The organism is Streptomyces sp. NPDC000880, from assembly GCF_053599675.1.
Window position 1 is genome coordinate 1 of record NZ_JBSFMS010000078.1, and the last position, 11,834, is coordinate 11,834.

Below are 11,834 nucleotides of genomic sequence, written 5' to 3' on the forward strand. Positions count from 1 at the left end.
AGGTCTCCGCGGGGCCCGTTTGTGACACGTAGGTGAGGCCACTGCCCCTCGGCTATCCCGGACACTCGGCCGTGACCGCCGAGGGCTTCGGCGGCCTTGGGGTTTTGCTGGAGCCAGGCGAGAACCTCGGAGACCGGGTCCGCGTCGGCCAGCTCGGGAGCGTCGGCCATCAGGTGCGGGCGACGTAGCCCTGCGTCCGCAGACGCTGAGCAAAGTCCGGCGAGACGCGGATGCTGTCGCCCGGCTGGTAGTCGACGCCCTCAACGCGCAGGTAATGGGAGAGGGTGACGGTCTCGGGCTTCACACCGACGGCCAGCATCGTGCCGACGAGCGGCGGGGCGCCCTTGGCGGCAGTCTCTGGCTCGGCAGTGGTCGTGGTCTTCTTCGGCTCGGCGGCCGCCGCGGCAGCAGTGGGTTTCGTAGTCATGCTGCGCACTGTGGAGTCCGTCGGGGCTTGCGTCTCGTCCTCAGCGGCGGGCGGCGACGATGGCGGCACCTCGGGACATGAAGTGGGCGCCGTCGGCGACCAGGTTGCCGGGGTAGACGGTGCCGACTTCCGCTTCGACAACCATCGGGGCCTCAGCCGTGACGGTTACCGTGACCCTCTTGCCGGCGATGACGGGCTGGCCCGCGTTGATGTGCCGGGCAATGCCCTGTGGGTCCTTGTGGGCGGTGCACCGGCAGTTCTTCAAGTTCGCGACGGCTCGGGACGTGTGGTCGCGGGGAGCGGCCATGTAGGTCTTCTCACCAAGGCCGCGGTGCTGGCGGTCCCAGTCCATCGAGTTGATCGAAAACCGGAGATTGCCGGGCACGGTCTGGCCCTGGGCGGACACATGGGTCGGTCGGACCCTGTGGTCGCCCATGGTGACCCACTGCTTGGTGGGCGGGGCGAGCCGTCGCGCCTCGAGCACGACCTGGTGCGCGATGCGCTGAACATGCGGCGCGACCATCTTGGCGAGGGCCTCTTCGAGCCCGGGCGCGGGCGTGAACTTCGCCATCAGGGGACCTCTGGAGGGTTGAGGGTGGCCGTGGCCTCCACGTAGTCGGCATCCGGGCAGCCGGGCACCGCGTGGTTGCGGGCGCTGGTGACCGTCCAGGACAGCCCGGTGTCGTCCGTGACGGTGTCGCCGGGCTCGACCGGCCATGCCCGGGGATCCAGGCGCATCGACCATGACCTGTCGGGCTGTTCGAGTGCGGAGCCGGGCCAGGTGCCGCGCGGCTCGGGGCGGACATTCGGGTCCGGGGGGACGGGCACACCGTTGGCGTCCCGCACCCAGGGATGCGGGAGCACGTACACGGTGAGGACCCGGTTCGGGAGGACGACAGCCACGGGTCAGCCCTGTCCGGCCACGACGAGAGCCTTGGTGATGCCGGTGTTCACCGCGGCGACGTAGGCCGTGAACGCCGCGGTGGTGTTGGCCCGGTTCGCCCGGCTCATGTCCCCGTTGAGAAAAAACAGGGTGCGTTGGGCGGTGCTGATCTCCAGCTGTACGCCCATGCCCCGCGTGCCCCGGTTGCAGATGTTCGCCGTGTCGGTTCCGTCCAGCTCCGCGCTGGCGATCTGCACGGTGAACCCAGCCTCCTTCAAGGACTGGCCGATCTGGTCCCGCAGGTTGTAGTCGAGCCCACCGAGGTAGGTGATCGCGGTGGTACCCGACGCGCCGTGCCAGGACACGATGTGAGTGGCCGTCTGCGCCATGGCGAGGGCCTGCGGCTCGTCGTAGCGGGTGGACGTGACGTGCAGGTCGCCGTTGGCCCCGACCGCCTTGAAGCCGTCGAGGGTGTAGAAGTCGTGGACGTCGCCGGCAGCGGCGTCCGCGAGCTCGGTGGAGCCCTGCTCGATCCCGCCACCGTGGATGGCGAGGTGAAGCAGCGTGGAGAACTGGGAGATCCGCCAAAGCCGTTGGTAGTCGATGCCCTCGATCTGCCCGCTCGCAAGCTCACCGTAGGACTGGTAGAGGTCGCCCATGCGGGGCGCTCCTTTCGTGGGTCAGCGTCGGCGGTACCGGCTGGAGGAGTACGGCCAGGGAGCGCGCGAGGGCTGACTCAGGGGCCGGTACAGCCTGCGGCGCAGGCCCGTAAGGGACTCGATCGTGGGGAGCGCCCCGGCCTGCCCGGAGGCAGGGGCCGAGTCGTAGGAGATGGACTGTCCTTCGGTGCTGACCGACGAAACCCGGCGCCCCGCGCCGCCAGCTCCGCCGGGGCGCTGCCGTTCCGATTCCGCCGCGTGGGCGGTGACGTACCGGACGACTGTCTCCTCCTCGGCGCCGTTGAGCCCGATGAGAAAGTCGACGTCGTATGTACCGTCACCGCGGGGACGGTAGGCGACCACCTCGACCAGGTCGTCCTGGTCGGGCAGCGGCCACGACTCCGGGTCCTCGAGGTTGTCCAGCCACCGCGGTGTGACCGCGCGCAGGGTGACGGCTCGGGGCACCAGGGGGCGCTTGAGGTAGGCGACGACGTCCGCCTGAGCTTTGCGCAGGGCCGTCTCGAACGCCGCGCGCTGCTCAGGGGTCAGGGGAAGCGGTACGCCGAGTTCGTCGGCGACCGCTTCCGGGGACGTGACGAGGCCCAGCCCGCGCGGGAGGTCGAGGAGCAGCGACGTGTCCTTGACGGGCTGCGCCCCTTCGGCGGGGGTGAAGGTGACCATGCCCCAGTAGCGGCCCGGGGCCACTTCCGGCACTTCGAACCGGTACGCCCCTGGCCGTAGCCGGACGGCGGGGCTCGCCGCGGCGACCACGGGGCCGCTGCGGTCGGGCGTGCCGTACAGGTCGAGACGGCTGACAGCTCCACCGGCCGGTTCCGGGTCGTAGCGTGCCCCGGCCCATACGGGCTTGTAGTCGTAGACCGACACCCCTGCCCCTCTCTACTTCTCGGAGTCGGCGGTGCGTGCCGCCTGAGCGACGAGCCGCTCGAGGATGCGGGCGGCAATCGATTCAGAGACGACGGCCCCCTTGGGCTGCAGCAGCCGCTCAACGGGGTTGCGGTGCGGACCGAGGAATGTGCGCTCGACCAGGCGCACGGTGCACTGCATGGTCGAGCCGTACGGCGTGAGCGGCTGGAACACCGAATCCGGGTCTGCCGGCGGCTGCTTCGTCGCGTCGTCGAGGATGACGTCCGCGAGGTTCTCCTCGTCGGGGATGACCTCCGTGGGCGTCGCGTACCCGGGAGAGGCCGGGGGCTGCGGCGCTTCCGCGATCTGCGGCGGCTCCAGCGGGGCGACGTCGGGGGCCTGCGGGGCAGAGTCGGGTGCCGCGGCGGTCTCCTCCGGCGCAGTCTCCTCGGGCATGGTCTCCTCGGGCGTGGTGGTCTGCTCCGTGGTGGGCTCCGCAGGCGCGGGTGTCTCGGCCTTCGCGGCGGTGGGCTTACGGGTTCGGGCGGTGGCCATGGTGGCTCCCTCTGCGATGTCGATCCGGTTGCGCGCACCGTGCACATCACGGCGTGCTTGTGTCGCGCCCTACGCAGGAGGCCCCCGCGCGCTGCGTGGGGGCCCCTGGCAGATGCGGGGTCAGGCGTACGTGTAGCCGCCGGTCTTGGTGACGTTGCCTGCGTCGTCGACCGCCACGACGTCCTTCGCCCCCGCCGTACCCGCCGGGCTCCTGACGGTCAACTCGGTGGCGGAGACGATGAGCAGGTTCGTTCCTGGCGTCGCACCGAAGTTGACGGCGGAGACCCCATCAAGGCCCGTTCCCTTGATCGTCACAGTGGTGCCGCCGGCGGCGGGGCCGGTCGCCGGGGAAACCGACGCGATGGTCGCCGCGGTGAACAGGCGGTCGATCTCGGACTGAGGGACGATCGTGCCAGCCTGGTAGAGCAGAAACCGCTTGGAGCCTTCCGGGCGGCCGTCGCCGCGGCCGTACGGCTCCGACTGATAGACGTCCTCGGTGATGCGCTTCGGGGTGTCGGTGACGGCCGTCGACGGGAACGCAGCCTTCGTGACCCGCTGCCCGTTCGCCTTATAGATGCCCATGGGTGCCCTTCCTCGCTGTGATGGTCGGGGGAAGGATGGAGGGGCCTGAGTGCTTGGGTCGCGCTCTGCCCAATTCACGCCTTGCACAATTGGGCAAGAATGATCTTGGTCGGCGAATCGGGCCGCGATCCGCGCATAGATCAGCTCGTTCAGTACGGCCTGCCCCCTATAGGAGTCTGAGGTCGTCCCAGCCGTCCGGGCCCACGCTGAAGACGAGTAGGCCCTGTTGCGACACCTCTCCTGAGCGCACCGAGTACCAATCTGAACCGGAATCGAGTGTGGGTGCCTGAATGTGGAGCCGCCCATTGCCGAGCTGCTCTGCTCGGAAGTGGTGGTAGTGCCCGGTGATCAGGATTTGAGCGTCAGCGACCGGCTGACGGCCGAAGGTCTGCCCGCGCCACCAGTCGCCAGCCTTCTCCGGCCGCGGGTACTGGTGGCCGTGCGCCAGGCCCACAACGGTCCCGGCGATGTCGAGACTCACGGTGTCACGCCACCGCTCCGGCACGACGAAGCTGACGTGTCCGTACGCGTCTTGATTGTGGGCGTAGGCATCGGCTACCTGGCTGAGTGCCTCTATGCCCCAGTCGTCGACCGGGGGGCCTACGGCGTCCTTCCCGCGCCTCACGCGCGCGTGGTTGGAGCCGCACGTCGCCGCGACGACACGGCCGAACCTTCCGGCGAGCCGGTCCAGGCCCTCGAACGTCAGCCTGCGGTGGACACGGATCATCTCCGTCAGCGTGAGGTCGTTCGTGAACGCCTGCTGTGCGGTGTTTTCGAAGCCCTCAATGCAGTCCCCGGCATCCGTCCAATAGGCGACGGTCGGGGCGCGGCCCACGGTCTTGAGGTCGCGAATGTGGTCGTCGAGCCGGTCGAAGCGGTCAGCGATCCGGGCAACCAGCTCCGGGGTTCCGCCGTCGCGGCCGACCTTGCCGGCCTGCGCGTCGGCGTAGACGACGACCAGGGCCCGCTCTGCCGTGTCGACCGCAGTGCGCGGCTTCCGGCGGCGGCGCATCGCGTCGCGCACCAGGGCGTCGACGTCGCCGGCAGACAGCCAGGCGGGAGTAGCCGGTTCGACGACGTACCGGCAGCGCCACACAGGGCGGGTGACCGCGTCGTCCCCCTGGGCGTCGCGGTGCCAGGCGGCCGGATCGTGCCGCGCTTCGACCAGACGCACGCGGAACCCATCGGGGATGGCGAGGCCGAGGGCTTCAACGCGCTCGCGCCAGTCCGCTTCGCTGTTGGGAGGCTTCTCGGCCGCCGGGGCGGTGACGACCATCGTGCCGCCCGGCTCGTACCTCACGCCGGACTCCCAGCCGCGCGGTGCGGCAGCCTGGGGGCGCTGGATCTGGGTGGGCTGGGCTTGGCCTTCCCCGGCGGGCTGCAGGAGCGCCTGCAGATCGGTGGTCAGCGTCATCGCGGGCACCGGCAGCCGTTCGACTCACCGCGGCGCCTGTGTCGGGCGACGGTGTACGCGGTGACGATATCCCCGTACTTGCTGAGAGTGTCAGCGATCGCCTTCGCGGTGATCTCCGGGGTTTCCAGGGCAGTGCGGAGCGCGGCCGCGGTGGGCTCGTCCGCACGGTCAACGAGAGCGCCGACGCTGCACGGTGGCCCCTTGCGTACAGCGGGGGCGCTGGCGAGCGCTTCCAAATCTGCCGCAAGACCAATGGGTTGAATCTCGATCACCAGGCGCCCTCACAGTCTGCCGGAACGACGAATGGGGCGGACCATATGGCCCGCCCCGCTTAACGTCGCTTGCAGACAGATCAGTCGTCCTCGGCCAGCTCGCCGCCTTCAGCGTTCACCGCGTGCTTCAGCGACGCCGCGTACAACTCGCGTTCCTCCGGCGTCCCGTACAGCGCCAGCAAGCCACGTGCGTAGTCGAGCTTCGGACCGATCTCCTGCCCCCTCGGATGGGCATGCGACCACAGCTCCAAGTTCCCGGATTTGAACCGCCCGCGCTCATCGAGGCCCAGAGGCCCGGCGGTCCGGTTGTCGTGCCGCACACCGTTGACGTGGTGAACGGTCTCGGTCGAAAGGAGCAGGCGCCCGAGGAGCTCTTCAACCTTGAGCCGGTGCTCCCCCTTGGCCGCCTTTCCTCCGCCCTGGGAGATGACGCGGTAGCCGTCGGCGTTGATGTACCCCTTGCCGTTTCCTGTCCGGTAGTCGGTCCCGCAGGTCTTCGAGCAGAAGCGCCCTACGGCTGAAGCCGACCGGGCGTACGGCTGGCCGCAGTGATCACAGTCCCGTGTCACCTGGTGGCTACGAGAAGCGGCCACCTTGCAGGGCCTCGAGCAGTACCGTGCAGTCCCCGCAAGAGCCTTGATGACGTAGAAGTCTTCCCCGCAGTGCTCACACGCCTTCGTGACGCCGGTCTTCGGCTTAGAGGCTCGCTTCCGGCACTCTGCGTCGCAGAACACCCTCTCGCCCCGTACATCGGCCTTACGCCGTACGGCCTCCGCGCCGCAGGCGGCACAGGACAACGTCACCAGGTTGGCGGCCTTCTGGCAGTCACGGGAGCAGTAAACGGCACGCCCCTCCTCATGAGCACTTACCTGGCAGCCGGATGCCTTGAACGTCAGCCTGCACCGGGCGCAGGGAAGCGCGGGGTGCTTCCTCTTCGGGCCGGTCTTGCGTGGCTCGAGATCCCCGTTTCTCCGCATGCGCTGGTAATGCAGGTTGCACCAGTCGAGCCGCCCAATCCGCAGATCAGGGCATCCAGGCGCAAGGCATTTCTCGGGCTCGCCCGCTGTCCGCTGGGGAGTGTTGCTGCCCTGAGTAGACTCGCTCACGCAGGCACCTCCATATCAGGTGTCGCCATGGCCCCGGGACGGTTGCCTCCGTCGCCGGGGTTTCTGCTACGCAGAAAGCATGATCACCATATCGCAACTCCAACAACTTCCACAGCGAAATAGGCACGACTGAGGGGCCGCCTCCTACAGGAGACGGCCCCTCAAATGGCACCGCTACCAGCCCATTACGGGGTCGGAGTGGTCCATGTGCCTATGACAAACGACTCGGGCCTTGGGACTTCCAAGGCTACGCGCTCGTCACCTCGGAACGTGATCAGACCCTGCTCGTGGTTGGTGCCGTTCTCGGTGGAGACGGTGACCGAAACGCTCTCCCTGTCGTGGAGTTGCGCACCGAGACCGAAGGCGCCGACCAGGAACTGGTCATCCGCCATGGCGGTCGTCTCGACGACGTTGAGGCGCCACACGCGCTTCTCCGCGCCGATCGCGACCTGCAGGGCGATGCGGAAGGCCCCGGTGTCGTCCTCTTCGACCTCGACCTCTTCCCACATCGTGGGGCTGAGGACGATGCCGGTCGGGTCATATTCGGCGAGCAGGGCCTTGGTGATGCTGCGCCGGATCTGCACCGAGTGCTTGTCGGTGGCGAGGCCGGTGTACTGCTGAACGCCAGGCGTGTTGAACAGGCCGGTGATGGACTGCCCGTCGCCGACGGAGTGCAGGAGGTCCCAGTCCTCCTGGTACTTCACTCCCTCCACCATCCTGGTGTTGATGAAGGTCTTGAGGCGCGGTTCGTCCGAGAGGATGTTCTTGTGCGAATCGAGGAGATGCGCGATCTCTGCGACCGGGTACATCACCGGGACCAGGGACAGCTTGGAGCGCGGCGCCCGGCCCCAGGTGTCGGTGTCTGCGCCGGTCGCCGGGGACACGCCGTCGGCGGCGTACCTCTCCTTGACCTGCTTGGCGTTGTTCGTCCAGCCGGTCTCCCGCGCGCCGTACAGGACGGCGTGCCTCGTCGAGGACTTCGGGAACAGGTCCCGGATGTGCCACTTGCGGTAGGCCCGCTCGGCGATGCCGAGGTTCTGGGCGGAGCCGAGGGTCTGGTGGGTGACGGTTCCCGCGGACAGGGAGAAGATCGACTTTCCTTCCATGTCCGCGCGGATGCGGCTCTCCTCCCGGAAGCCCTTCTCCGCCGCACGCTTGTAGGCGTCGGACTCTACGAACAGGTCACCGAGGGACTTTTCCTCAATGCCCTGCCGCTGCCCGTAGTGGAGGCCTGCGGTCGACGGGGCGTCGGGCTCGCTCAGGTACTGCTTGACCTCGACCAGGCCCTGCTCGGCGTCGATGAGGGCCTTGATCTCCTGAGCCTCAGCGGAGACCTTCTTGAAGGCCTTCGACTGCTCGGTGCTGACGACGAAGCCGCCGTCCTCGACCTTGAAAGTCTGCGAGATCCGCTCGGCTTCGGCGCTCTTGGCCTGGAGCTGTTCCTGGAGCGACTTGAGGCGACTGTTGTCCGGCATGTGCTCTCTCTCCCTGATGCTGGGGTGCGGTTGACGTGCGTCGCTCGCCCGGCCAGCACCGGGACGCCTCAACGCGAGGCGCAATGGAAGAGGGAGAGAGGGGTTAACGTCGCGTGCTGCCCGCTCGGGGGTTCCGAAACGGGCAGCACAGTGGTTCTGACCTGCAGTTTTTCGTTCCTGGCCGGAGATAGTGCGGGCGTGGGAATGGGTGCTCGGTGAGGCTGAGTCGCGCTTTACGGGCGCATCGCGGCGAGCGCAGCCTTAACCTCCTCGGGGTCCAGACGTACCGTTTCCTCCGCCGTCTCAGCGGGCGCGGTCACGGGAGCAGCGGCCGGGCCGTCGCTCTCCTCCGAGTCGTCGCCGTCCATGAACGTGTCGTCGTCCCACAGGTCCATGCCACTTCCGTCCACGCGGCCGACGTCGTCGACCTCCTCCTCGGGGTCGGGCGGGTCAATGTCGAGCCCCTTGGCGGAGAGCGCTGCAATGAGGCTTCTGACGGTGGCCCGCACCTCCTCGAGCTCCTCGGGGTCGGCGGTGGTGGCGGAGATCCGCGTGGTGGCATCGGCGAGCGCGTCGACCGTCGGCTGGACCACGCGGGCATCCACCTCCTCAGCGGTGGTTGCCGCACGGTGGGCGCCGGTTCCTTCAGGGACCACAATCGTCGCCAGCTCGACGGGCTGCGGCTTGCCGAGGGTGATGTCGCCGCCGGCGACCTCGTAGGGAATGGCGTACGTCGTCGAGGACGGGCCGGGCCCCTCGTGCTCCACGGAGACGATGACGCGATCCGGGTAGGTGGCCTCGATGCACGTCCAGCAACCATCGTCCTTGCCGAGGAGCTCGCGGACACTGTCGGAGAGCCGAGAGCGGAACTGCTCGTACGACTCAGGCAGGGGCTGGGCGGCGGACGTCATGGGGTCTCCCGGGGCGAGGATGCGGCTCTTGGCTTCTGCGACCACTGCGCGGGCCGCCTTGTGCTGGATGGTTCGGGCGGACTTGCCCTCGGCGGCGGCGTGGGTGGCCGGGTAGATGCCGAGTGCGTCGTGATGGCGCAAGTTGCAGTAGCCCTTGGCGTCGTCGGATGACATGTGTTTCCCGGCGATGGCGACACACCTGCCGAAGTCGCCGGGGGTACCCCATGTGATGAGGGCCGCGCCTTCACCGTTGACGTACCAGTGGCGTAGCTGTTCAGCACCGCCCCTGTTCTTGTCCAACCCGCCGGACGCCTTGGACTCCACCATTTCCCTCACGCCGCCGCCCTGATCGAGCGCCAGCAGGGACCAGGGGGTGTGCCGGGCCTCAGCACGCAGGGCGGGCATGGCCGGTAGCGCCGGAATCGCCCACCAGGCGACCACTTCCTTGTTGGCGCCGTCCGGGTCGTCGGGGTTATGAACGTGCCGCTCGTTGTGCGGGACGTTGATCTGCACATCCATCTCGGACGGCACGACAACCACGTATCCGCGGTACACGCCGTTCGGTGACGTCCAGTCGCCGACGACCTTGACGGAGGCGGGGAGCGTCGAGCCGGTCTCTTCCTGCCATTCGCGTATGGCTGCCGCGAGCGGGTCCTCACCGGTCTCGATGTGTCCGCCTGGGAACTCCCAGGTGCCAGCCGCCGGATCGTCTTCGGCCAGGGACCGCTGGAGCAGCAGGACGCGGCCGGTGTCCGCGGCCCGGACGACCAGGCCGGCCGCTATAGGCCCGTCGGGCTTGCCCATGCTGGCCTTTGCCTCCATGACAGCTGCAGCCGCTGTCTTCGCCTGCATGGATGCAACCAATTCGGTGCCCACGTTGAGGAGCACTGTGGAGCGGGTCGCTTTGGCTTCCATGTCGGCGGGGCCCGTCGCCGCCTTGACTTCGAGGGAGCGGGTCAAGGGGTGCGCGCCGTGCAGGACCGGGGAGACCTCGAACAAATCGAGGCGGTGGATCACGCGGACGCCGTCACTGCGGCGGGTGGCTCCGTCCGTGGGTACGCGGTAGCCGATGGAGAATGCGGCTTCGCCGTGTTCGTGCCACTGCTTGACCTGCTCGTAGGTGTCGCGGCCCTTGGTGGTGCGGCGGTTGTAGGCGACGGTGGCGACGAGCGCACCGGCCTCGGCGGGCCAGTTGGGGACGTCGGCGAACCGGCGGTCGCCGGGGAGCCACTCCTCGACGTCGAGGACGACGCCGACGGCGTCCTTCCACTCGTGGTGCCAAGCGGCCTTGACGGGGCGGTTGGCGAGGGTGTGGGCGAAGGCGCCCGGGACGATGAGGTCATTGACCTCGTCGACCACGCCGGTAACGGCGTAGATTGCCCGGCTGGTGCCTCGCAGGGTGCTGGGGTGTGACGATCTGGTGGGTGGTGCGCTCGGCACGGCGGGAACCTCCGGCGGTGGACAGTGGGCCGCCGGGCACCGTGCCGTTCGCGGTGTCTTACTGTCCCGCCGTCACCATGGCCTTCGGCTGGGCCGCTTCGGCGGCCGTGCGCGCCCCCGTCCATCCGCGGACCCAGTACCGGTAGCCGAACTGCTCCTCGGCGTTGCCGAAGCGGTTGTACGGGCAGGCGTCGGAGGGGTCTCCGGCCTTGTAGGCGGCCTTCCCCTCGTTGGTGAGCGCCAGGAACTGCTGGCGGTTCATTTGCACTGCGTCAGCTCCTCACTGGGGCGGGAACAGGGGCTCCTGCTCACCGGGGTTGCTTGCCGGGGCGGTGCCCGGGTCGGCCGTCTCGCCGCCGCCGTGCGTGCGGGTCATCTGCGCGTCATCGACGTCGATGGCCCAGGCGTCGGCGTCCGCGTACCGCCACACCTGGCCGGTGGAGTCGCGGACCCACCCGGTAAGTGTGCCGTCTGGCGCCTGATCGAGCCATGCCTCCTCACCTGCTGTGCCGTTGTAGGCGGCGAAAGCGCTAGCCGGGTCGGACTCGTCGCCCTCGTCGTACATGTCGCCCGACCATGGGCGGGCATCGTCGGGCGGGGGCAGTGGGGCCTCAGCGGCGTCGTCCGCCGGCGGCCCGGCAGCGTCCGTTTCCGGGGGTGCCGCGGGGTCCTCCTGCGGGGCTTCTGCGGCGTCTGCAGCCGGGTCTCCTGCCGGGTCCGGGGTGGTCGGGCCTGCGGGGGGCTCTGTCGGGCCCGATGCGGCATCGGGCCCGAACTCCTCCGGTGTTTCCTCGGTCGGGTCTTCCTCGTCTTCCCCGAACGGCTTGCCGTTCTTGGGGAGTGCCTTGATGGCGAATCCGTATCTGGTCACGGCGGGAGGGTGCAGGACTGGACGGCTTGTGTCCTGCGCCGCGGATGCCACGAACCTTTCCAAGATCATTCTTGCCCAATTGTGCAAGCGCCCCCGGGCTCAGGCCCCCGGGACCGTCGCCCGCCGGGGCGCGCCCACACCCGTCTCCACCACCCGGGTGTACTCCTGCAGAACGGCGAGGATGCTCTCCTCGTCGGCCGGGCTGACCTCGCGTACGGGCCCGGTCGGCGACAGGGACAGCAGCCGCCCGTTGTGGAGCTCGACGAGGGCGGCGGCCCGGCGTGACCCGATCACCGGGCGGTCAGGCTGCCCGGTGACCCGTACCTGGTAGGCCGAGCCGTCATCGAACGTGCCAGTGACGGTGAAAGGCATCGC

14 protein-coding genes are annotated in these 11,834 nt (G+C 68.8%); all 14 read right to left on the reverse strand.

Annotated features, from left to right (window positions below):
* Positions 1-169: 169 nt before the first annotated feature.
* Positions 170-427: a hypothetical protein gene (locus tag ACWDO5_RS23200; RefSeq protein WP_450532259.1), complete on the reverse strand. Its 258-nt coding sequence runs from the start codon at positions 425-427 to the stop codon at positions 170-172.
* Positions 428-467: 40 nt separating this feature from the next.
* A complete protein-coding gene (locus ACWDO5_RS23205; RefSeq protein WP_450532260.1) occupies positions 468-998 on the reverse strand; it encodes a hypothetical protein in 531 nt (176 codons plus the stop codon).
* Positions 998-1,330, reverse strand: a complete 333-nt coding sequence (locus tag ACWDO5_RS23210) for a hypothetical protein (RefSeq protein WP_450532261.1) — start codon at positions 1,328-1,330, stop codon at positions 998-1,000. The genes ACWDO5_RS23205 and ACWDO5_RS23210 overlap by 1 nt, the downstream gene beginning before the upstream one ends.
* A 3-nt stretch (positions 1,331-1,333) precedes the next feature.
* Positions 1,334-1,969, reverse strand: coding sequence for a poly-gamma-glutamate hydrolase family protein (locus tag ACWDO5_RS23215; protein WP_450532262.1), 636 nt, complete (start codon positions 1,967-1,969; stop codon positions 1,334-1,336).
* Positions 1,970-1,990: 21 nt separating this feature from the next.
* Complete coding sequence (locus tag ACWDO5_RS23220) at positions 1,991-2,854, reverse strand: hypothetical protein (RefSeq protein ID WP_450532263.1); 864 nt, start codon at positions 2,852-2,854, stop codon at positions 1,991-1,993.
* Between the two features lie 12 nt (positions 2,855-2,866).
* Entirely contained in the window at positions 2,867-3,388 is a 522-nt protein-coding gene (locus ACWDO5_RS23225; RefSeq protein ID WP_450532264.1) for a hypothetical protein, read from the reverse strand.
* A 120-nt stretch (positions 3,389-3,508) separates the two neighbouring features.
* Positions 3,509-3,970: an IPT/TIG domain-containing protein gene (locus ACWDO5_RS23230; protein ID WP_450532265.1), complete on the reverse strand. Its 462-nt coding sequence runs from the start codon at positions 3,968-3,970 to the stop codon at positions 3,509-3,511.
* A gap of 166 nt (positions 3,971-4,136) precedes the next feature.
* Positions 4,137-5,384, reverse strand: coding sequence for a hypothetical protein (locus ACWDO5_RS23235; protein WP_450532266.1), 1,248 nt, complete (start codon positions 5,382-5,384; stop codon positions 4,137-4,139).
* Between the two features lie 352 nt (positions 5,385-5,736).
* Positions 5,737-6,762 carry a hypothetical protein gene (locus tag ACWDO5_RS23240; RefSeq protein ID WP_450532267.1) on the reverse strand — a complete coding sequence of 342 codons (1,026 nt, stop codon included), beginning with the start codon at positions 6,760-6,762 and terminating at the stop codon, positions 5,737-5,739.
* 185 nt (positions 6,763-6,947) lie between these two features.
* Entirely contained in the window at positions 6,948-8,237 is a 1,290-nt protein-coding gene (locus ACWDO5_RS23245; protein WP_450532268.1) for a phage major capsid protein, read from the reverse strand.
* A 233-nt stretch (positions 8,238-8,470) separates the two neighbouring features.
* Positions 8,471-10,588 (reverse strand): NUDIX domain-containing protein, encoded by a 2,118-nt coding sequence (locus tag ACWDO5_RS23250; protein WP_450532269.1) that lies wholly within the window; start codon positions 10,586-10,588, stop codon positions 8,471-8,473.
* 58 nt (positions 10,589-10,646) lie between these two features.
* A complete protein-coding gene (locus tag ACWDO5_RS23255) occupies positions 10,647-10,850 on the reverse strand; it encodes a hypothetical protein (protein WP_450532270.1) in 204 nt (67 codons plus the stop codon).
* 18 nt (positions 10,851-10,868) lie between these two features.
* On the reverse strand, positions 10,869-11,459 hold the full coding sequence (locus tag ACWDO5_RS23260) for a hypothetical protein (RefSeq protein WP_450532271.1): 591 nt from the start codon (positions 11,457-11,459) through the stop codon (positions 10,869-10,871).
* A 99-nt stretch (positions 11,460-11,558) separates the two neighbouring features.
* On the reverse strand, positions 11,559-11,831 hold the full coding sequence (locus tag ACWDO5_RS23265) for a hypothetical protein (protein WP_450532272.1): 273 nt from the start codon (positions 11,829-11,831) through the stop codon (positions 11,559-11,561).
* Positions 11,832-11,834: the final 3 nt, after the last annotated feature.

What these genes read in the sequence shown, in the direction of transcription:
- ACWDO5_RS23200 (WP_450532259.1), bottom strand. Translation starts at nt 427, where the DNA reads ATGACTACGAAACCCACTGCTGCCGCGGCGGCCGCCGAGCCGAAGAAG.
- ACWDO5_RS23205 (WP_450532260.1), bottom strand. Translation starts at nt 998, where the DNA reads ATGGCGAAGTTCACGCCCGCGCCCGGGCTCGAAGAGGCCCTCGCCAAG.
- ACWDO5_RS23215 (WP_450532262.1), bottom strand. Translation starts at nt 1,969, where the DNA reads ATGGGCGACCTCTACCAGTCCTACGGTGAGCTTGCGAGCGGGCAGATC.
- ACWDO5_RS23225 (WP_450532264.1), bottom strand. Translation starts at nt 3,388, where the DNA reads ATGGCCACCGCCCGAACCCGTAAGCCCACCGCCGCGAAGGCCGAGACA.
- ACWDO5_RS23230 (WP_450532265.1), bottom strand. Translation starts at nt 3,970, where the DNA reads ATGGGCATCTATAAGGCGAACGGGCAGCGGGTCACGAAGGCTGCGTTC.
- ACWDO5_RS23235 (WP_450532266.1), bottom strand. Translation starts at nt 5,384, where the DNA reads ATGACGCTGACCACCGATCTGCAGGCGCTCCTGCAGCCCGCCGGGGAA.
- ACWDO5_RS23245 (WP_450532268.1), bottom strand. Translation starts at nt 8,237, where the DNA reads ATGCCGGACAACAGTCGCCTCAAGTCGCTCCAGGAACAGCTCCAGGCC.
- ACWDO5_RS23255 (WP_450532270.1), bottom strand. Translation starts at nt 10,850, where the DNA reads ATGAACCGCCAGCAGTTCCTGGCGCTCACCAACGAGGGGAAGGCCGCC.
- ACWDO5_RS23265 (WP_450532272.1), bottom strand. Translation starts at nt 11,831, where the DNA reads ATGCCTTTCACCGTCACTGGCACGTTCGATGACGGCTCGGCCTACCAG.